This window comes from Prevotella sp. MGM2, from assembly GCF_002933955.1.
Taxonomy (GTDB): Bacteria; Bacteroidota; Bacteroidia; order Bacteroidales; family Bacteroidaceae; genus Alloprevotella.
Window position 1 is genome coordinate 1 of record NZ_BEWW01000283.1, and the last position, 17,049, is coordinate 17,049.

Genomic DNA, 17,049 nt, shown 5'->3' on the forward strand with positions numbered 1-17,049 from the left:
GACAAGCCCATTGGCAGAATTAAGTATGCACTAAATTAATTCCGCCAACAGGTTTGTTGGAAAATGGGCAATACCCCATATCCTTTTTTAAGTCGCAATTCTTGCAGAGACGAGAAAGTTTTGACTGCAACTTCTTGTTGGTGGCTTGATTTTTCATACCGTAATTACTTTTGAGTAACGCAACTCACCATTGTAGCCACGTCTTCTAAGTTCTGCAAACAGATTATCATCAGTGAAATCTGCCAAAGTAAGAGTGGCTTTGTTGCCAGGCTGAGGTGTATAGTTTGCCGGACGCTTTTCAGCAGTATCCTTTTCGGTCTTTTTGGTTCTCATTTTGAATTTTTATTAAAGTTTTGATAGGTATTCCTCAAGATATTGCAGGATGTCAATCAGTGTTTCAGTATAGATGTTTTCTCCATTGATAGAATCAGAGCAGTTGCAGTAATCTGCAAAAACAATAACAAATTCTGAAGAGTTATCGTCACTTATTCCAATAGTGGAAGGCAGTACCGATTGATCATAACCACAAATGTCAGTGTTAAGCTGATTGGTTATGCTTGACCACAAAACACTTGTTGAGCCGGTCTTGTCACGAATATCATGTAAGGTGTCATTAATCTCTTCAAGCACTTCTGTTCGGATGTTATACAAGCGTTCAGAGAATTGAGAGTGACGTTGAGGTTTGGTGATTTTGATGCCATTAAACTCCTGATTGAGTAAATCAACCAACTTTTTTACATTGCTTTTACACTCCTGCATATCTTCAATAAGATCAGACAAATTGTAAGGAGCACCATTACAGCCATGACCATCCGGACCGACCCAAAGAGCAGCCTCTTCATCAGGATCATAACTATCGTGGTAATCTTCAATAGCCTTAATAAGCTCATCAGCTTCCGCAGTTTTACATTCAATATAAAAACCAAAGTCTTGATCCATTGATGAGCGTTTTGAAATATAGAGGTCAATGGTATTATATTCATCATCATGATTGTAAACGCTCCAATCATCGTTTTCTGCAATTGTTGTAACCTGATCTACAAGCTCTTTGATGCGTTTTCTACGGATTTCGATGTCCTGTAACTCCCAAGCTTCAACTTCTGCTTCAGAAACACCATTTCCGATGAGAATTATAGTGTTATCATCAAGACCATCATTAGGGTCTTTTTTGATTTCAAGCACTAAATAAGAGCCTGAAGTTTTATTTTCAGGGTCTGACCACCAGACATCTTGACCTATTGTTAAAGTGTTCATGTGCTATATGTTATAAATTATTTAATTAGATGTGTCATTTAACGACCATCGAGTCACTATATCACAGCCTTCAAGAGTATTGTGTCGCTCCGCTTTCCCGGTAGCCAATAATTGACCAACCATTGCTCTATTGACATCAATACCAGATTTACCACCCCAATGGTTTGTACCAGTGAAATGAATCGCATTGTTTTGTAATTCAATATCCTCTATCACGATTGTCATAGACGAACCATTCCAAGAATCATACTGAAATAAAGACTTGCCAACTGTTGCCTTAGCAATCTTTTTAATGTTAGAATCAGAATAATCCCATCTGCCTGCTAAGAGATAACCATATCGAAGGTTATCAAGCTTTTTATGGGCGTTCTTGGCATCTATGATTTCAAGCTCACCTAATTTACTGATGATGTTTTTAAGGATTTGATATGCCTTAACACCTTCTTCGGTAAGTCTGCCGGTCTTACTATCAAAAGGTAGCCCCGTGCATCCACAGAAATCCTCCAGTATAGTCGCAAGTCTATTCATCTTCAAATACTTCTTTAAGTTCTTGTAATGTAAACTCTTTCTCAAACTGCGCAGTCAACCAGCTATATAAAACATCTTCAGGTATAAGATCAAATAGCTCCGGAACATAATTGGTAATGTTAAACCGCTCATAAAAAGCTGTTTTTAATTCGTCCAAAGATTTATCTGTCAGATAGTCTTTTGCCGTTTTTGGATAGACTGTCAGTTGCTGTATCTCTTCAGGTTCCCATATATTTTCTCGAATATCGCTTTCAATAAGTTGTTGAGCAAGATCAATACCTTTTTTACGAGAATAATTATGTCTATGAAAATAGTTATCACATTTTTTGTTTCCGAAGAGTTTTAGTTCATAATCTTTAATTTGGTCTAAATCAGATTTATCCCAAAGAAGATTACCATTTTCATCTATTGGTATCGTGACTTCATAGCCAAGTTCTTCATACCATACGATATAGGCTTTCATAAGTCTTTAACAGATTGAGTTTTGTGAATTGTTTTATAAGTGTGAAGATATGCGTCTATTTCCCAAAGGCGACAAATATATTTTATGGCTTCTGGTGTTTTGAGACTCTTCACTGCAACATACTCCACATCATCAACTTCATATTGAGAAAGGAAATCTTCAATGAAGTCTGATGATGGGTAGAAATCTCCCGGAACATAAACATTGCTGTTATCCGAAAGAATTTCTACCTCATATTCAGTTCTGATAATGTCAGGCAGCATTATTTAGAAGATTGTGCTCGCCATTCAGCTTGTTTAGCGGCTATGTTGATATTGTTCTGTTTCAGAAAATCTTTCAAGATGCCGAAGAGTTTATAGCCCTCGAAATCTTTAGGCTCAATGAGTTGGTAGAGGTAAGCGAGAGATGCTTCCTGTGTCATGTGGAGAAATACACAATCATGGAAGAGAATGAGATTCTTCAATGTGAAGAAAGCACCGGCTCCCTTGTATGCGTCTTTGAACGCTCTTGACTGATCAAGTTCGTAAGCCAGATAGATTTTCTTGATAAGCTGATAATATTTCTCAGTGGCGATGCTTAAAACAGCTGGTGTACGGGCATTTTTGATAGACTTCAAAGCCTTTTCAAGTTGGTCATACACCTTGCTCTGAATATCAGTAACAAAGATGTTGGTGTTGCCAAGACGCACATAGGGTACGCCCTTGCAATGTCTTACACGTAGCCCCTTAACTACTTTTTTAAGCTGTGAAATGTAGTCTTGCGCCATTTCGACCACAACTTTCTTGTTGAACCAACGATTACGTTCAGCAAAGTTTTCCGGGTCTGAGAGATTTAATTTGGATTGAACCCGCATTTCTTCAACTACCATAGTCCACTGGTATTTATAGCCTTTTCTACGAAGAGCGGCAGTAAAGCCTATGGGAATGTTGCTCTTATAGTCTGTTTCAGTCAGCATGTGAAAGACCTGAGCCATGATCCAGCGACGGAATAAGCGACGGTCAGGAATTGTGCCGTTCTTCTTAATGATTGCGAATATAGGGTCATCATCCGGCACGATAGAGAGCCGACCATTAGCCAGCCTGCCGACTTCATAATCGCCGTTTTTACCACAGATAGAAAACAGATTGGAAACATCCACCCCGGCATTACGGAGAGCTTCGATTTTGCTTTCAGCTTTGTTTACGTCTTTAACTGGGAAGCTGACAGCAATAGCTGGGATTGCAACTGCTACGTGTTCGATTTCGATATTGGCACCACACTTAGGGCACTGTACATTGATTTTCTTCATAACGGTATGATATTGTTAGTTTGTTATTTATTCGTTGTTGGTTCAATCCATTCTTTTAGGATTACAAGTTCTTTTACATTGGGAGACTGCCAGAACCATTTGTCTTTAGCAAATTTATCCCACTGTAAAGAACCATTCAGAATTACGCCCAGAACATATAGTTCTAAACTTATTTGAGCAGTTTCACGTGGCTCGCCATAGAGCATATCCTCATCGCTCAGTTCGTGTTCCGGAAGAGCGATGAAATATTTCTTACGTTTATTATCACTTCTTTCTGAAGGCAAACTGTGCTGATAACGTAAGAAAAGCTGAGTGATGATGAGCAATGGATTAGTGGTCAGACCTACGCCCAACTCTCCATCATACTCACCATTTTTGATGATATATTTACCATCAATCTTCAGGCTTCGTGTCTGAAAGTCAACTTGGAATTTAGCTCCATTTGCGACTTTCTCAATAGATTCATTATAAATATTCTGCATAATTGATATGAATAAAAAAGTATAATCTCAGTGACACGGCATATTTCTATATTGTGTTCGATTACAGAGCTGGTCTGACAGGATCCGAATCGACTCGAAGCCACGGTGACTCAACCTGGCTGAGTCGATTCGGAACCTGATCTTGACCAGTCTCTATGAATTTGCCATTCTTGATTATATCCTCTATGCTGAGGTTTTTTAGGTTCTCAAAAACTGTGATGCGTTACTTTATTATATTGATGGAATCCAGAAGGTTCAGGTGGAACCGGCTGAACGACCGGGCACGGCGTGAAAGCCGGTGCAACCTGAACCGCGTACAATTCTGGATGACTGAATGATGTTTTTCTTGAACCGATATTGACGCATTTCAAGAAACTACTGAAGATGATGCGGTATATTGCTTTATTGGATTGATATTCAACCTTCCGGTTACGCGGAGGAGGCTTGATAAAGCCTAAGCCGCGTTCATTAGCGAAGGTAGATTTGAATTTATCATCTCACAGAAAGTTGCCATATACTTAGCTTTATATATCTGTCATGCCCTTGGTATGTTACTTTATTGAGTTGATATATACAGTACAACGGATGAGATGAACCAGGATGATTAATGCTGGGTCATCTCATAATGTTTACTGTATAATTGAAGATAAGACCCTTCAGATATAATCGCATACTCGATAATTGACAGTCAGATGAAATTGTGTGTTACTATAATATTTTGATGCAGGAGGATCTGTCAGACCGTTGGGCAGAAAGCTGTTAAGCTTTGCCCAACAGTTTGTATGTTGATCCGTCTCTAAATGAATCATCATTCTGTCAAAGATTGCACACTCAATATAAATAGATTATCTGTCTCTAATATGATGTCGCATGATTATGAAGTTTACATTGTGGATATTAGTGTTTTATATGCCTCTTTGCTGGTTCTTAATGCCTTTTGCATACATCCAAGAGTAAAGAAACCGGGAAACATCTTGTCAGTTTTAGCACGGTTCGCTTTAACATTTTTGCCTATACCTCGTTGGATGCAGCCATCAGATTGAGTAGCTACATAACCTAAGCCTCCTACTTTGGTCTTTCCGGTCACAACAGCCCTCAGGCAATCCATAACAAATACTCCCAGTGTCTGAATGTCTTTGTCAACATTGATGACTGGCAAGATTGACGTTGCCCAGCTATACTCTCCGTTACCACGATAGAGATATTGATTGACCAAATACATGGCTTTGCTAAGGGTAGCGCCCTTAAATCGAAGTGTACGACTTTCAATCTCTTTTTGAAAAGCCTTAATTCTTGTTTGACTTAGAGAAATGTCTGCTCCTTTAATCGAGTAGCCTAAGAACTTAAACCATCGAGTATGAGTAAGAAACTCTATCTTTTTGGGGTTTAACTCCATATCTCGTTTGCTAACCTCTTCCTCCATGATTTGCATTGCAATTTCATGGTCAGGTCCAACAAATAGAGCATCATCAGAATATCGGACATATTCGCCATTCAGTTGACTGAGACGTTCATCCAAACTGAACATCACTACATTGGCTAACCAAGAGGCAACTGAACAACCCTGTTTTAATGACTGATACTTCTCTTGCAGTAATCCATCAGTGTCAAAATATAAATCTGAATGATAATACTTTCGGAGAACATCTATGATTGATGAATGTCCCCATTTGGCTTCTACCTTATCAAAAGCATCATCTATGAACTGAATGGGGACAGAATCAAAATATTTACTAAAATCAGATTTCCAGCCGATGATTTCGCCTTTGGTTTCACAAATCTTGCGAGATATTTCCTTGACGATCTTGCCACAACCAATCCCTTTCTGATAGGATTGACACTTGGAATGAATCATTTCAGGCATCAATTCAAACAGTAAATCGTTAGCGATACTAAGAAATACCCGATCAACCGGCTCATTAATATATACGGTACGGAACTCCCCATTGTCTTTAGGGATTAGAGCAGTATGTGGCGGCGCAATAACATATTTGCCATTTCTTATAGCAGCATACATAGCCATTCTTGTAGATGGTTTTGTAAGCTGATATAGATGAGCTTTGTTAATATGTTTTCCAATGCCTTTATGAATGGCATAAGTCCACCGATCAGGCTCGAAAAACAGTTCTAATATCTTGTCAGTCATGGACGGTTTCTTTAGATATGGTTACAGTGTAATAATCATCGTCATCATGGACGTAAAAATATTCGTCTTCATCCTTTTCTATGCAGTTCTCATTATTTAGCCAGGGGTTATGTTGAAGGATATAATCACGTTCTCTTTTCAAACTTTCTTTTGCACCTTCAAGAGATGACCAAAGAATGTGACAAGTAGAATTGTTTGAAACACGAGCTCCTTCGTATTCAACCTTTACACAATACACTTCCATGATAATCAGAATATTGATTTTTCACCGGAGTAATATCGTAGAACCCATTCCAGCAAAAGCTGTCTATTCTGATTGTCTAACTCCGCATAAAAACAAACCAGATATGCGTCAGCATTGCGGGATTCCGTGGCTTTATGCCACTTTCCTACCATGTGCAGAAAAGGACAAGTCCATTTGACTTCACCAAGAAACTCCGGAAGATACTCACCCTGCTCATTGCCGGCAGAATCAATCCAACTGAAATACTTAGTCGTATAATTCCAGCCATAATACAGCCACTTATTGATAGCTGTCACAGCGATAATTTCGTTTTGTGTCATATTATGATGCTATTTTTTGTCTGATTTTAGGAATGTTGGACTGAATTGTGTTTACAATCCGATCATACTGCTCAGGTTTGGAGTTATGAACACCGCGACATTGAACAATCATCATGTTCTCTAATGACAGTTCGATAGTGGCCACCGACACATTAGAAACCAAAGCATGAAATATCAGTACATCGTTTTTCTTAAAGTATTGGTTGGAGAATACGCAATGGTGCATCAAATGACCTTCTTCAACAAATTCTTTCACGCTTGTCAAAGGCTTGATAACAATCTCATTGTCAACAAACTCTAAGTCAAAGAATTTGGATTTGGCTTTCTTGTAAGCAGCTTCATCTTTCGCTACTCTTTTTAGATTCTCCAGATAACGCTGCTCTTCATTCAGTTCCCGTTCTCGCTGCCGACGTCTTTCTTCCCTCTCTTCTTTGGCTCGCTTTTTAGCCATCCATTCATCATGTGATTTTTTCAAATCTTTCGGAAGAATTAGTTGAGGGTTGCGTAAATCTTTCTCCAAATATTCCAGTGCATTGAGTAAATCAAACCACATTGACGGATCATTGATTTGATATTTATGTCTGAGAGCGATTTTAATCGAAGCCCAATATCTTGATATGGTATGAGAATAAGCCATAGCATATCTAAGCAAATGATACTGTTTTACTTTCAAGATTGTTTCAACTCGATTGTCAGTCAGAAGCATTTTGAAAAGAGTATATGGGGAACATTTATGGAAATCGCCATCATAACCATTGCGTTTGATTTCTGGAATAACTGATGAGTGTCCGACAACCTTATAAGGGATTATTGTGTGACCATAATGTTCATTACGAAGCTCCAAATCACTATCCCAATTCCAGCAATCACAATAATGAGAAAGCCAATGCCGGGCACGACTGATGATAGTGCATTTAGCATCCGGTCTGAGCCAGCGTTGAAATGCTTCAGAAATCCAGTATGAAGCCTCTCTACCTTTTCTGAGGTTTGTCTGCATAAAGAACATTCGGATTACCTGAAAGCCTTGCCATTTGGCAACAATAGCAAAATACGCCTTATCACAGTAATTCCATTTACGAGATTTGTCAACTTTCAACTGAACATGACAATGAGGACAGACAACACTCTTTGCTTCATCTCCAGTCCACGAATGACCGCAATCCAAGCAAACATATTCTTTCTTAGAATTATATTTTGCAATATGAGGAGCAACCTTTTTGATTGCGTCCTTACGCTGATAATCATTCAGCTCAGGAAGGCTTTGAGATAGTTTCAAAACCTCCCTTTGAAGCTTATTCTTTGGTTTCATACTGTCATAAGTGATTCAAGTTAGAAAATTGGGATTTCTAATGGTTCCGGTATGTTAGGATCAACTTCTGCTTTAGGCTTTCTGGGCTTGCGAACCTTACGTTTTGTTTCTGTAGTCTCGGGAGCTTCAGCAGTCGCTTCTACGATTTCGGAAGTAACTTCCGGTGTGCCGGCTGCTACTTGCACATTGCTCTTCGGCCCATCAACTACAATGTCATCTTCATCATAGTAGTGAATAGCTAAACCATATACCTCTTGTTCACGGACGGCTACACATCGACCACCCTTTCTACAGTTTTTCTCAACCTCCTGAGTGATGTACTTACAGCACTCAGCTATTGATTTATTGGGCTTTGCGTATATTGGAGCAAAAGTGGGATCTTCCTGAGCGTGTTTGTCAAGATAATCTTTTATTGCGGTTTCAAAAGATGTAAATTCCATATTATCAAATGTTTATAAGTTGAAGAAAAAGAATGTATATTTAGCGTTAGCTCTCATTTTTGTAGGTGAAGCCAACTGTCTGATTGCAAATTTGAAATTATTGGCTTTGAATGTGTGTTCAAAACCATTTGGAGGTTCGTGATGAGTATATCGAATGTGAACTTTAGAATCAGTTATGACCTTATTAATTACTACTGGATTGATATTAATTTTACCTTTATGTTTCCAGCAATACCAGGTTACATCATCTGCTTGAAGCGATTTATAGTCATCAATTTTGATGAACCCATATTCACTCATTAACCTATTTGTTATATTCAATAAATAATCTGGTAATGGGTCATTTGGATTCTTCTGTTTGCCATTATGAAGAGATTCAAAAGTAAGCAGAAAAGCCTGCATTATCCCTATCGAGGTAGTGCATTTACTTAATTTATCTTTGCAATCTGATATAATTTGAGGTTCTGTTTTTGCAATAGCCTCATAATCCTTTGCCTGTAATAATTTACGGACATTGCTAAGATATGAAGGTTCCATAAGGAAGAGATTAAACCCCTTTATCCCTCACTCGCTCCGCTCGTAGTCGCTTCGCTCCAAGGGTTAAAGGGATAAAGGGGTTAAGGGTTAATGAAATGCTGCCACGGCACGGACGTAGTAGCTGCCCTGCACCTTATCGGCCCAGTAGAGGTAGCCGTCGTACAGGGCCAAGGTCCAAGCGCTCGTCGCCGAGGGCTCAGTAGATGACCAATACCAGCCATTCTTGATGCGGCTACCGCCGCTCAGTTCAATGGCGGCGTTGATTGCACGTTTATTGAGATAAATTAGGTAGAGTTCAGCGACTGACGGGATCCATTCATCATCTTTCAGTTCTATGCCGGTACCGATAGATTTAATATGTTCTGTATTAGACTTGCCATTCCAGTCAGCAACAGCATCATCGTATTCTGAGATGTACCCCTGATAGTTGCCACGGTCTTTCTGATTGGTGAGAGGTTGTTCCGGGTAATCTTCCAGATTGACAGCGAGAGCATGACTACCCATTACCACGCCGATACGTTCTACTTTCTGAGTAGGTGCATTACGTTTATCGTAATCAAACTTTTCAACAGAGCCATCTTCATAGATGTAGTAAACTCCATCATTCAGAATAGCCTGATGAGAGCCTTCTGTTTGTGCGATTGAGATTTTGATTTGCTCATCTTCCTTTTTGGTGGAGCTGAGAAAATCATAAACTTCTTTGGCTTCATCACCGAAATCGCTGTAAAGAGCAAGTTTAAGTTTCTGCTCTGTGGGTAAGGAGGCGTAAATCTCCTTAGAAATTTCTTCTGAAATCATGTTGGTTGTGAATTTAAGTTTATATTATTTGCCTTTGCTCAGACATATAGCAAGTTTGTCTAAATCGTTGGTGCCGAAGTGATTTTTCAGCTCATTCACCACTGATGGTTTCTGAGCCTGAAGCAGTTTTTTGATAGTAGTGGGGTTGCCGCCTCGATATAGTTCAAGGCAGTTCATAGCTTGTACTGTCATGTTAATAATTGTTTATAGTTGAATAGTCGCAGAAATGCGATTTCTTAGAATGTTACCTCGATTTTTAAGAGTTTTTAGGATTTGGATGCAATGGTTACGTCCTGCACATTTTCAGTTTCCGGGATCATGTCAATAATATATTCCAGATGACCATGTGCAACACTGGTTAATTCAGCTTCAGCATACCAATCATCTTTAGGGAACCCATAGATTTGCAACCAATCATCTTCAATAGCTACACGAACCACATAAAAGTCCTCATATCCATCCATATATCGAGTGGAAGCGGCAATTATAGGAGCATTGTTCTTTTCTTCATTGTTATAATCGCCATCCTCATTTTCGTGAATAAAAATATATTCACCACCATGAGCTTTGATGGCGGCTACCAGCTCATTACGTGCTTGCTCATCCAATTTTTTGTGAAGAGCATAGAAATCTGTATGTTTCATTTTTGGTAGTCTTTAATAGTCTTACGTTTAAGCTGAATATCTGCCGGCACACATTGCCAAAGTAGATTGTTTTGGCTGTAATCGCAATAAACAAAAAGGAATAGCTCAATCAATTCCGTTTCATCATCTAGAATTTCATAGAAATAATCATAATGCCCATTGTCGATCAGCCACTGAGGAAAATCGCAACATAACCATTCACGCTTTACTTTGATGATGCCGACTTCTGTACTTTGAGGTGTGCTGTTGATTATGGCTATATGAATGTTGTTAGCTAACATATTTTGATGTTTTTCCCCCCATTCGCCAAGCACTCTGTGATTGACTGAAAGCGAAACTGGGGAATAGGGGTGGTATTCAAGATCTACAGTCTTTTGAAAAGCCAATTCCATAGCTTCTTTAGTTGAAAGACCGTTTTTCAATTCGACTTTGAAACATTGATCAAAGAATTGATTAAATACCCTCAACCATTCTTTATCGGTTAATTTTTTCATATCGGTTCTTTAGTAAAGTATTTGACGATTTGATACTTTCTAATTGAGCCATCAGAATAATGAAGAGCAATGAAGTTGCGGGATTCTTCAATTATTACACCCGGACTTGTTGCGGTCTTAGTGTTCTTTATGGCATATAACTGGTTACGAGCGGCACAAACTGAACTGACTGCCATCCACTCACCAACAACCTTTCCGTTTTTCAATTCCTGAATACAGACTGTCATAACTTAAAAAACTGTTTTAGGAGTTTCGCCCATCAAATCTACTGCAAGACCGTTAGGACAAAGTTCATCGAACCAATGCCATATATCGAACCGGGATGTGCCGGCTTCCCAAAAGTAAAATGGCTGCTCTATCTCATCTTCAGAATTGATTGGGGTATCGGCAAACTTATCCCACATCTCCTGAAGTTGAAACAGGCAGGGATGTTTTTCTATGCTGGCTTTTATTTTTGCCAGTATGTATGGACTCCGAGGGGCATCGGGGTCAAAGAAATCCATAGATTCAGGGAAAGTAGGCTCTCTCATATTGTTTGCCGCCTCCCAATATCTCGTCAACCACCAAGGCTCCATGCCAAATCTGGCTTCATGATATTCCAGAACAACCATAAATTGACGGATAGGACAATCTGCATCTTCCATACGGTAGTAATGACCGCCAGGCCCATCACAGTCCCTACTGTAATGACCGGGGATTTTGCAGTCAGCAATCCATTCGCCCCATTCATTCTGGCGAACAGCGATTACCTTACCACCCCAAGGGAAATAACTCAAAGTGCTATTCATCTGCTTTTCAACCAGCTCTTTTGTGATTTCTTTTGTAACCATAATTTTAATATCAATGCAGTCCCGTATTGGCTTCTTCCTTATCACGCCATTCCTCCCACTCCTTATTGGCTTCGTCTGTGATTGGGATAAGATTCATTGTATCTCGTGAGCAACTAAGCTCTTCATAGATTTGTTCTGCCATATTCCAGTCACCATCATTGTAAATAGATTCTCCGGATTTCAAGCAATAAAGATACCACAACACACATTCCAGATAATTGGTATTGTCAGGATCTAATATAGCCCCATACCAATATTCTATATCGTTGCTCATGAAACTCCAGAAACCAGGGCGATCTGAATGATTCTCTTTAATGATTTTGGCAAGTTCGGTTGTATATTCCGGCTGGCTCATCAATGAAGAAACCTTTTTAACAAACCCATCCCAGTCACCAACTTCGACAAAACAGATAACCTGATCTGTAGTGAAATTATATTCTCTGGGGGATTCAACGGATTCTGATGTTAACTCCATTTTGAGACCGAGCTTATCGTTAAGCTCACTGATATACATCTCAGCAAACTCTTTGGCGACCTCAGACCGATACGATTCCGGAAGTTCCCAATCGTCAAGATGCTTAAAGCCTTTATACAGCTCATAAAGTTGGTCTCGCTGGTCGGACTCTATGTATCTTTCATCAAAAATTGTTTCATAGAATCCGGGGAAACTTTTGACGCAAATTGAAGTTTTCATTGTTGTCTTGTGTTATTTAGCATGGTCGTTATGCCAATCAATTTCTGTTTCAGTCGCTTCCCTATAAAGCAAGAAACAACCGCCTATGGTAGAATTGTAAAGAAGAGTGTAAGTACCATTTTCATCGGCATACCTTGTATCTCCCATTTTGGCAATCATCGGCTCTTCAGCAGTAAGCTCATTCTCTTCATCATCCCAATCACTAAGATAGTCAATGACCGGCTGGGCATTGCCTTCACAATACCAAGTCCTAAGCCCACTGAATACAGCCTCAATTCGATTGTAATCCTCATCGGAACTTTGCACGAATCTAACTGTGGAGTATAGTTTCTTTTCCATAATACTTATTTTTTCTCGCCACATTCACGTTTAGCATTAGGATTGGTGGTGTACCAGTCCACATAATCCCAGCCGGTACCGAAGTGGGTTACGCAAAGGATATAGCAGTCAAGCAAATCACTGTAAGTGAAAAGCAACCCAAAAGTTTTTGTGAGATATTCTACATCCCACTTAGAGCAATCGGTAATGTACCACTGATAGATTTCTACTTGATCTTCGCCTTCATCACAATCTTCACACACCATATTAGGTCCACGCTGCACCATTTCACCGCCACATTCCGGACACTTAGGTTTGATTTCTTCGCCCTCTTCATCATATTCAGGTTCATACTCCAAATCGACGATAGGCTCAAAATTATCCCACACAGAATCATCTATCTCAGGGATATTATTGCAGAGCACCAGTGCATTGTTGCACCATTTTACGGCGACTGCATAATTGGTGTGATATAATTCTTGCTTCATTGCTGTTCTGATTTTTTGTGTTTGCACATCATTTCTTTTCGGAATTGCTCTTTTGTTGGGAAGTCAGTCAGATTTTCGTGACCATTGTCATCTTCAAAGAGTGCTTCCATTAATTCAGATGCCTCAACTGAGATGAGATAATTGAAGCATCGTTCCCCAAGCCATTCAGGATAATCATAAGCCTCAGTAATCTCATCCGCTTCTTTATCCGTGTCAACAAAATCACGATAATCACCATCGAAGCAATTCTCATAGAGATAAATTATGCTATTATAACCCTCATCAGCTTTGACTTTCTGAATGAAGTTGACGAACCAGTCTTTGACATATTCTTCAAGCTGGTCATCATCGAGATAATCTGGGTCGTGTTGACGGTCAAAATCCTCTTCATCTTTGTATCCGAGATGTTGAGCAAGTGTGTCAAAATCGAACCAGAACATATCATTGATTGCGCCATCCGTCCACCCATCAGCAGGCTCGATTTCCTCAAGAAATTCCTCGATACTATCAAGTTCATCGGGGGAGCAATTATCTGCGCGGTCTTTGCCTCCACTCCAAAATTTGAAGTTACGGAGGCTTTCTTCAACTATGTATTTCATTGCTGATTATATCAAACTGTTTTTATTACCTTTAGTGTAAAAATTTCGATACCAACAGTTCATTTCAAATCCACTGGGAACATCACCAGGCATGGAAATAAAATAAAGTCGTTGCTCCACCTTTAAGACCCACCCCCATTCCATACCACGATAAACACCACACCTTTCATTGTACATTTCCCAATTAAAGGTATGAAAAGGAAGAGCGGGAATCTCTTGTTTATCCTTATTAAGATAATATTTAGGCTGAGGTGTCACCATCCAGCCATATTGATGTCCTTTTGGCACAAACTCAAAGGCATCTTGCGCTTTTGCCTCTAAAAGATATTCAAAAATCTCATAAAGTGCATCAGCCACAAATTCATAATCACCAATTATAATGGTTCTCATCTATCAATCGTTTTTGAAGTGATGAAAGAAACATCCTGATTGCTTACCCTCAACAATTCCCAACTTTTTCATAACTTCTTCATCAAAAAGAAAGCAAAGCGTGATTGTTTCGTTGGTATTCAGACGGAGTGAATCGACAAGCGCCATACCATAGTGCTTCAATTCATTCCATCCTTGTTTCTTCAGGATTTTGAAGTAATTGGCTTCATAGTTGCCACTGGTCCACATATTGTGCCCGGGTGTTGTGTGAAACTTTAGATTTTCACAGCCGGCAGGAACGTAGCTGCATCTGAATGAAATATCCTCGATATTGAGAGACACATTCAGAGATGTCTTTGTGTAAAAACTAATGTCGAGTGTGACCTTTTTGTTGCGAAGGATTGCAGCTTTCAAGTCATCTTGACTTCGCCCAACACAAAAACCTGTCACATAAGTTTTAGGTCGTTGAACGATTTCAATATTAAAGTTCATGGCGTTTCGATAAAGAAGATTGGATACTTGCCCAATTCAGAGCAGCAGTTGTAATTGGTGAAGCTGATGACATCGCTATCAAACGAATCTCCCCACCATACAGCGTGTTCTTTATTAAGCGGATAAGGAGTAACCCAAACTCCATCGACATTGCAGAGGCAAGGGAGCAGATAAACTGTCTCCCCTGCATCATATCGTTTGCGAACTTGTGTTTTGTTTATTTGCTTGATTTTCTTTTTCAAGCTGTTTGAATAGATTGGAGTTGAATATCGCATAGGTCAATCAGTCCAGAACATTCCACAATAAGGACAGCTCCAGCCACATGGATAGCTATTGGAGTATTTGATATCACGGTGTCGATTCATGTCCGTATCACCATAAGTGCATTTTCCTGCTTGGAATGTTTCGTTATACTTCTGTTGTTTTTCACGTTCCTGACGAAGCGGTTCGCTATCCACATGGATGGTATCGGATTTAAGAACTTTCTCAAATGTCGGGGTTTCACAATGCGAGATACCACAATCATCGCCGAAAATTTCTTCAAATCCATAATGATCCTCATCTGACATGCCTAATAAGGCGCGGTCAAAATCATATTCCACATCGAGTTCAACGTCATCCTCGAAATCACCACTACCATTCACGGTGTCGATAATCACTACACGGAATTTACCTTTGAACTTGATGGTTTTGAAGTCCTCGTTAGCACTATCCCAACCATTGCCGGTCAATAATGTCATCAGACCAGCCGGGAAATAAATGCGAAGGCTTCCACCATAGGATGCGTTATAGTAGATTTTTGCGATTTTGTCTCTCATCGGAGAGTCCTTGGCAATCTTGAGCTGCTTGCAGATAGCGTCGATTTCCTCTTCCTGCTCTTCTTCATCAGCTCCGAATGGCTCATCCACGTCATAACCAAGATCGAAATAACAGTGAAGGTCTGATGTGTTGTTTATGAGGTCTTCGATTGGGGTGCTGGTATCCTTGTCACGAATAGCTTCAAGAATTTCATCTCTCCAATCATCATCCCATTCTATATCGTCATTCTCCATCGCTTTCTGCATCTCCTCCAGATATTCTCCTTCAGGAAAATCCCACCAATCATATACCGATTCACTCAGAGGATAGAGATTGTTGTCAGTAATGCACTTGCGAAGAAGCTTGCTATTGTTATCGAGACTATCGTTATAGCCGACATAGTAAAGGCTAACATACTCAGGAATGTATGGCTCCCAAGGTTTTATTTCATCGCTCATAGTTATAAGTGTTAAGTATGTTTGCTCCAACCATAAGAAGGAAAAATCTGAACAGAACCGTTGGTCTTATAACCTGTTTCGGGCCATCCGTGAAAAACTATGCCCCCATTAATTTTGGGGGTTCCGTTAAGATATTCACAGAATGCAAACTCATTATAAGACGAATGGTAAGTAACCTGGATATAATGGTCAGCACCAAGCTTTATACGTTGACGTAAGCCTTTTAAGGCTTTAAGTAGTGAATTATCGCCATGAGCTTGACAGTCGTGGATTAACTCTTTCAGTTTGGAAAGAGAAATACCGGAAAGTATGACTGTCATACGGGTATCATCTGGAAGTCCACCATTTTTGGCAGTCCATTCGTTAACAACTGGCAGTGTAATGTCACGTATGATTTCACAAGCTTGTTTCTTTGACACTTGATTGATGTCATCAACAGTGATTAAGAACACCCTATCATTATTCAAAGGCTCCAGATAACCTGAGAACCCATCATCTCCCTGAGCATATCTGTATCGTACATCTTCTCTTTCAAAGAAGGAATTGCGAAACGCTCCTAACTGTAAGAGGTTTGTATGTGATTTCCCGACTATCCAAATCATCGGGAACTGTTCGGTGGCTGCTTGCTCAATGTATGGGCGGTCGTAGTTTTCAAAGTCCGTTTTGAAACTGGTCATAACATCAGCCACAATGTTACGCATGGTCTGAATTATCTTAGCAGTGTTAAGCATTATCCGAATGAGGTTATGTTGTTGTCTTTATGTTCCTTGTCAAGCAGTTTTTGGATGCGGGCAGAGCGTTTGTCATGCCACTTCCTATAAGTTTTGGTCTCAATGCCGAAATGAGGTTTGAGGATGTTCCGGCTCACTTTGAGCCAGACCTTACGGTTGAAAAGAACGATGAGCGAGAGGATACCGAGCACAATGGTCAGTATGGCATTGAGAATTTCGATTGATGTCTGTTTCATTTGTGAGTCCGTTTTTTGTTTATTAGAAGTTTGATTGCTCAGAAATTTACTAATGGATGTTAATAATTGATAAAGGGCAATGTTCTGGG

Annotated in this window: 29 protein-coding genes; all 29 read right to left on the reverse strand. The window is 39.7% G+C overall.

The window, feature by feature from the left end:
- Nucleotides 1–153: 153 nt before the first annotated feature.
- The 29 genes from C5S62_RS07535 to C5S62_RS07670 all read right to left on the reverse strand — a co-directional run bounded on the left by C5S62_RS07535 (nucleotide 154) and on the right by C5S62_RS07670 (nucleotide 16,960).
- Nucleotides 154–333, reverse strand: coding sequence for a hypothetical protein (locus C5S62_RS07535; protein WP_104404768.1), 180 nt, complete (start codon nucleotides 331–333; stop codon nucleotides 154–156).
- Between the two features lie 12 nt (nucleotides 334–345).
- Nucleotides 346–1,254, reverse strand: coding sequence for a hypothetical protein (locus C5S62_RS07540; RefSeq protein ID WP_104404769.1), 909 nt, complete (start codon nucleotides 1,252–1,254; stop codon nucleotides 346–348).
- 21 nt (nucleotides 1,255–1,275) lie between these two features.
- Nucleotides 1,276–1,782: a hypothetical protein gene (locus tag C5S62_RS07545; protein ID WP_104404770.1), complete on the reverse strand. Its 507-nt coding sequence runs from the start codon at nucleotides 1,780–1,782 to the stop codon at nucleotides 1,276–1,278.
- Nucleotides 1,775–2,245, reverse strand: a complete 471-nt coding sequence (locus C5S62_RS07550) for a hypothetical protein (protein WP_104404771.1) — start codon at nucleotides 2,243–2,245, stop codon at nucleotides 1,775–1,777. The genes C5S62_RS07545 and C5S62_RS07550 overlap by 8 nt, the downstream gene beginning before the upstream one ends.
- Nucleotides 2,242–2,508, reverse strand: coding sequence for a hypothetical protein (locus C5S62_RS07555; RefSeq protein ID WP_104404772.1), 267 nt, complete (start codon nucleotides 2,506–2,508; stop codon nucleotides 2,242–2,244). Before C5S62_RS07555 ends, C5S62_RS07550 begins: the two co-directional genes overlap by 4 nt.
- Nucleotides 2,508–3,533, reverse strand: a complete 1,026-nt coding sequence (locus C5S62_RS07560; RefSeq protein ID WP_104404773.1) for a ubiquitin carboxyl-hydrolase — start codon at nucleotides 3,531–3,533, stop codon at nucleotides 2,508–2,510. The genes C5S62_RS07555 and C5S62_RS07560 overlap by 1 nt, the downstream gene beginning before the upstream one ends.
- Nucleotides 3,534–3,556: 23 nt before the next feature.
- Nucleotides 3,557–4,015 (reverse strand): hypothetical protein, encoded by a 459-nt coding sequence (locus C5S62_RS07565; RefSeq protein WP_104404774.1) that lies wholly within the window; start codon nucleotides 4,013–4,015, stop codon nucleotides 3,557–3,559.
- A gap of 883 nt (nucleotides 4,016–4,898) precedes the next feature.
- Nucleotides 4,899–6,161 (reverse strand): reverse transcriptase domain-containing protein, encoded by a 1,263-nt coding sequence (locus tag C5S62_RS07570; RefSeq protein ID WP_104404775.1) that lies wholly within the window; start codon nucleotides 6,159–6,161, stop codon nucleotides 4,899–4,901.
- The gene (locus C5S62_RS13595) at nucleotides 6,154–6,303 is read right to left on the reverse strand and encodes a hypothetical protein (protein ID WP_190311565.1); all 150 of its coding nucleotides are present in this window, start codon (nucleotides 6,301–6,303) and stop codon (nucleotides 6,154–6,156) included. The genes C5S62_RS07570 and C5S62_RS13595 overlap by 8 nt, the downstream gene beginning before the upstream one ends.
- Nucleotides 6,304–6,410: 107 nt before the next feature.
- Nucleotides 6,411–6,725: a hypothetical protein gene (locus tag C5S62_RS07580; RefSeq protein WP_104404777.1), complete on the reverse strand. Its 315-nt coding sequence runs from the start codon at nucleotides 6,723–6,725 to the stop codon at nucleotides 6,411–6,413.
- A 1-nt stretch (nucleotide 6,726) separates the two neighbouring features.
- Nucleotides 6,727–8,034, reverse strand: a complete 1,308-nt coding sequence (locus C5S62_RS07585; RefSeq protein WP_104404778.1) for a PcfJ domain-containing protein — start codon at nucleotides 8,032–8,034, stop codon at nucleotides 6,727–6,729.
- Between the two features lie 20 nt (nucleotides 8,035–8,054).
- Nucleotides 8,055–8,474 carry a Cas9 inhibitor AcrIIA9 family protein gene (locus C5S62_RS07590; protein ID WP_104404779.1) on the reverse strand — a complete coding sequence of 140 codons (420 nt, stop codon included), beginning with the start codon at nucleotides 8,472–8,474 and terminating at the stop codon, nucleotides 8,055–8,057.
- Nucleotides 8,475–8,486: 12 nt separating this feature from the next.
- Nucleotides 8,487–9,011: a hypothetical protein gene (locus tag C5S62_RS07595; protein ID WP_104404780.1), complete on the reverse strand. Its 525-nt coding sequence runs from the start codon at nucleotides 9,009–9,011 to the stop codon at nucleotides 8,487–8,489.
- Between the two features lie 87 nt (nucleotides 9,012–9,098).
- A complete protein-coding gene (locus tag C5S62_RS07600) occupies nucleotides 9,099–9,809 on the reverse strand; it encodes a DUF1566 domain-containing protein (protein WP_104404781.1) in 711 nt (236 codons plus the stop codon).
- A gap of 24 nt (nucleotides 9,810–9,833) precedes the next feature.
- A complete protein-coding gene (locus C5S62_RS13600) occupies nucleotides 9,834–10,001 on the reverse strand; it encodes a hypothetical protein (protein WP_190311566.1) in 168 nt (55 codons plus the stop codon).
- Nucleotides 10,002–10,075: 74 nt separating this feature from the next.
- Nucleotides 10,076–10,453: a hypothetical protein gene (locus C5S62_RS07605; RefSeq protein ID WP_104404782.1), complete on the reverse strand. Its 378-nt coding sequence runs from the start codon at nucleotides 10,451–10,453 to the stop codon at nucleotides 10,076–10,078.
- Nucleotides 10,450–10,947: a hypothetical protein gene (locus tag C5S62_RS07610; RefSeq protein WP_104404783.1), complete on the reverse strand. Its 498-nt coding sequence runs from the start codon at nucleotides 10,945–10,947 to the stop codon at nucleotides 10,450–10,452. The genes C5S62_RS07605 and C5S62_RS07610 overlap by 4 nt, the downstream gene beginning before the upstream one ends.
- A complete protein-coding gene (locus C5S62_RS07615) occupies nucleotides 10,944–11,174 on the reverse strand; it encodes a hypothetical protein (protein ID WP_104404784.1) in 231 nt (76 codons plus the stop codon). Before C5S62_RS07615 ends, C5S62_RS07610 begins: the two co-directional genes overlap by 4 nt.
- Before the next feature lie 3 nt (nucleotides 11,175–11,177).
- Entirely contained in the window at nucleotides 11,178–11,777 is a 600-nt protein-coding gene (locus tag C5S62_RS07620) for a hypothetical protein (protein WP_104404785.1), read from the reverse strand.
- Between the two features lie 10 nt (nucleotides 11,778–11,787).
- A complete protein-coding gene (locus tag C5S62_RS07625; RefSeq protein WP_104404786.1) occupies nucleotides 11,788–12,471 on the reverse strand; it encodes a hypothetical protein in 684 nt (227 codons plus the stop codon).
- 12 nt (nucleotides 12,472–12,483) lie between these two features.
- Nucleotides 12,484–12,810 carry a hypothetical protein gene (locus C5S62_RS07630; protein WP_104404787.1) on the reverse strand — a complete coding sequence of 109 codons (327 nt, stop codon included), beginning with the start codon at nucleotides 12,808–12,810 and terminating at the stop codon, nucleotides 12,484–12,486.
- 5 nt (nucleotides 12,811–12,815) lie between these two features.
- On the reverse strand, nucleotides 12,816–13,277 hold the full coding sequence (locus tag C5S62_RS07635) for a hypothetical protein (RefSeq protein ID WP_104404788.1): 462 nt from the start codon (nucleotides 13,275–13,277) through the stop codon (nucleotides 12,816–12,818).
- Nucleotides 13,274–13,876, reverse strand: coding sequence for a hypothetical protein (locus C5S62_RS07640; protein WP_104404789.1), 603 nt, complete (start codon nucleotides 13,874–13,876; stop codon nucleotides 13,274–13,276). Before C5S62_RS07640 ends, C5S62_RS07635 begins: the two co-directional genes overlap by 4 nt.
- A 6-nt stretch (nucleotides 13,877–13,882) precedes the next feature.
- Nucleotides 13,883–14,266: a hypothetical protein gene (locus tag C5S62_RS07645; RefSeq protein WP_104404790.1), complete on the reverse strand. Its 384-nt coding sequence runs from the start codon at nucleotides 14,264–14,266 to the stop codon at nucleotides 13,883–13,885.
- Between the two features lie 3 nt (nucleotides 14,267–14,269).
- Nucleotides 14,270–14,737: a hypothetical protein gene (locus C5S62_RS07650; protein WP_104404791.1), complete on the reverse strand. Its 468-nt coding sequence runs from the start codon at nucleotides 14,735–14,737 to the stop codon at nucleotides 14,270–14,272.
- Nucleotides 14,734–14,979, reverse strand: a complete 246-nt coding sequence (locus tag C5S62_RS07655; RefSeq protein ID WP_104404792.1) for a hypothetical protein — start codon at nucleotides 14,977–14,979, stop codon at nucleotides 14,734–14,736. The genes C5S62_RS07650 and C5S62_RS07655 overlap by 4 nt, the downstream gene beginning before the upstream one ends.
- 36 nt (nucleotides 14,980–15,015) lie before the next feature.
- On the reverse strand, nucleotides 15,016–15,993 hold the full coding sequence (locus C5S62_RS07660) for a hypothetical protein (protein WP_104404793.1): 978 nt from the start codon (nucleotides 15,991–15,993) through the stop codon (nucleotides 15,016–15,018).
- An 11-nt stretch (nucleotides 15,994–16,004) separates the two neighbouring features.
- The gene (locus C5S62_RS07665; RefSeq protein ID WP_133159535.1) at nucleotides 16,005–16,694 is read right to left on the reverse strand and encodes a hypothetical protein; all 690 of its coding nucleotides are present in this window, start codon (nucleotides 16,692–16,694) and stop codon (nucleotides 16,005–16,007) included.
- Between the two features lie 29 nt (nucleotides 16,695–16,723).
- Nucleotides 16,724–16,960: a hypothetical protein gene (locus tag C5S62_RS07670; RefSeq protein WP_104404795.1), complete on the reverse strand. Its 237-nt coding sequence runs from the start codon at nucleotides 16,958–16,960 to the stop codon at nucleotides 16,724–16,726.
- Nucleotides 16,961–17,049: the final 89 nt, after the last annotated feature.

What these genes read in the sequence shown, in the direction of transcription:
- C5S62_RS07535 (WP_104404768.1), bottom strand. Translation starts at nt 333, where the DNA reads ATGAGAACCAAAAAGACCGAAAAGGATACTGCTGAAAAGCGTCCGGCA.
- C5S62_RS07540 (WP_104404769.1), bottom strand. Translation starts at nt 1,254, where the DNA reads ATGAACACTTTAACAATAGGTCAAGATGTCTGGTGGTCAGACCCTGAA.
- C5S62_RS07545 (WP_104404770.1), bottom strand. Translation starts at nt 1,782, where the DNA reads ATGAATAGACTTGCGACTATACTGGAGGATTTCTGTGGATGCACGGGG.
- C5S62_RS07550 (WP_104404771.1), bottom strand. Translation starts at nt 2,245, where the DNA reads ATGAAAGCCTATATCGTATGGTATGAAGAACTTGGCTATGAAGTCACG.
- C5S62_RS07555 (WP_104404772.1), bottom strand. Translation starts at nt 2,508, where the DNA reads ATGCTGCCTGACATTATCAGAACTGAATATGAGGTAGAAATTCTTTCG.
- C5S62_RS07560 (WP_104404773.1), bottom strand. Translation starts at nt 3,533, where the DNA reads ATGAAGAAAATCAATGTACAGTGCCCTAAGTGTGGTGCCAATATCGAA.
- C5S62_RS07565 (WP_104404774.1), bottom strand. Translation starts at nt 4,015, where the DNA reads ATGCAGAATATTTATAATGAATCTATTGAGAAAGTCGCAAATGGAGCT.
- C5S62_RS07570 (WP_104404775.1), bottom strand. Translation starts at nt 6,161, where the DNA reads ATGACTGACAAGATATTAGAACTGTTTTTCGAGCCTGATCGGTGGACT.
- C5S62_RS07580 (WP_104404777.1), bottom strand. Translation starts at nt 6,725, where the DNA reads ATGACACAAAACGAAATTATCGCTGTGACAGCTATCAATAAGTGGCTG.
- C5S62_RS07585 (WP_104404778.1), bottom strand. Translation starts at nt 8,034, where the DNA reads ATGAAACCAAAGAATAAGCTTCAAAGGGAGGTTTTGAAACTATCTCAA.
- C5S62_RS07590 (WP_104404779.1), bottom strand. Translation starts at nt 8,474, where the DNA reads ATGGAATTTACATCTTTTGAAACCGCAATAAAAGATTATCTTGACAAA.
- C5S62_RS07595 (WP_104404780.1), bottom strand. Translation starts at nt 9,011, where the DNA reads ATGGAACCTTCATATCTTAGCAATGTCCGTAAATTATTACAGGCAAAG.
- C5S62_RS07600 (WP_104404781.1), bottom strand. Translation starts at nt 9,809, where the DNA reads ATGATTTCAGAAGAAATTTCTAAGGAGATTTACGCCTCCTTACCCACA.
- C5S62_RS13600 (WP_190311566.1), bottom strand. Translation starts at nt 10,001, where the DNA reads ATGACAGTACAAGCTATGAACTGCCTTGAACTATATCGAGGCGGCAAC.
- C5S62_RS07605 (WP_104404782.1), bottom strand. Translation starts at nt 10,453, where the DNA reads ATGAAACATACAGATTTCTATGCTCTTCACAAAAAATTGGATGAGCAA.
- C5S62_RS07610 (WP_104404783.1), bottom strand. Translation starts at nt 10,947, where the DNA reads ATGAAAAAATTAACCGATAAAGAATGGTTGAGGGTATTTAATCAATTC.
- C5S62_RS07615 (WP_104404784.1), bottom strand. Translation starts at nt 11,174, where the DNA reads ATGACAGTCTGTATTCAGGAATTGAAAAACGGAAAGGTTGTTGGTGAG.
- C5S62_RS07620 (WP_104404785.1), bottom strand. Translation starts at nt 11,777, where the DNA reads ATGGTTACAAAAGAAATCACAAAAGAGCTGGTTGAAAAGCAGATGAAT.
- C5S62_RS07625 (WP_104404786.1), bottom strand. Translation starts at nt 12,471, where the DNA reads ATGAAAACTTCAATTTGCGTCAAAAGTTTCCCCGGATTCTATGAAACA.
- C5S62_RS07630 (WP_104404787.1), bottom strand. Translation starts at nt 12,810, where the DNA reads ATGGAAAAGAAACTATACTCCACAGTTAGATTCGTGCAAAGTTCCGAT.
- C5S62_RS07635 (WP_104404788.1), bottom strand. Translation starts at nt 13,277, where the DNA reads ATGAAGCAAGAATTATATCACACCAATTATGCAGTCGCCGTAAAATGG.
- C5S62_RS07640 (WP_104404789.1), bottom strand. Translation starts at nt 13,876, where the DNA reads ATGAAATACATAGTTGAAGAAAGCCTCCGTAACTTCAAATTTTGGAGT.
- C5S62_RS07645 (WP_104404790.1), bottom strand. Translation starts at nt 14,266, where the DNA reads ATGAGAACCATTATAATTGGTGATTATGAATTTGTGGCTGATGCACTT.
- C5S62_RS07650 (WP_104404791.1), bottom strand. Translation starts at nt 14,737, where the DNA reads ATGAACTTTAATATTGAAATCGTTCAACGACCTAAAACTTATGTGACA.
- C5S62_RS07660 (WP_104404793.1), bottom strand. Translation starts at nt 15,993, where the DNA reads ATGAGCGATGAAATAAAACCTTGGGAGCCATACATTCCTGAGTATGTT.
- C5S62_RS07665 (WP_133159535.1), bottom strand. Translation starts at nt 16,694, where the DNA reads ATGCGTAACATTGTGGCTGATGTTATGACCAGTTTCAAAACGGACTTT.
- C5S62_RS07670 (WP_104404795.1), bottom strand. Translation starts at nt 16,960, where the DNA reads ATGAAACAGACATCAATCGAAATTCTCAATGCCATACTGACCATTGTG.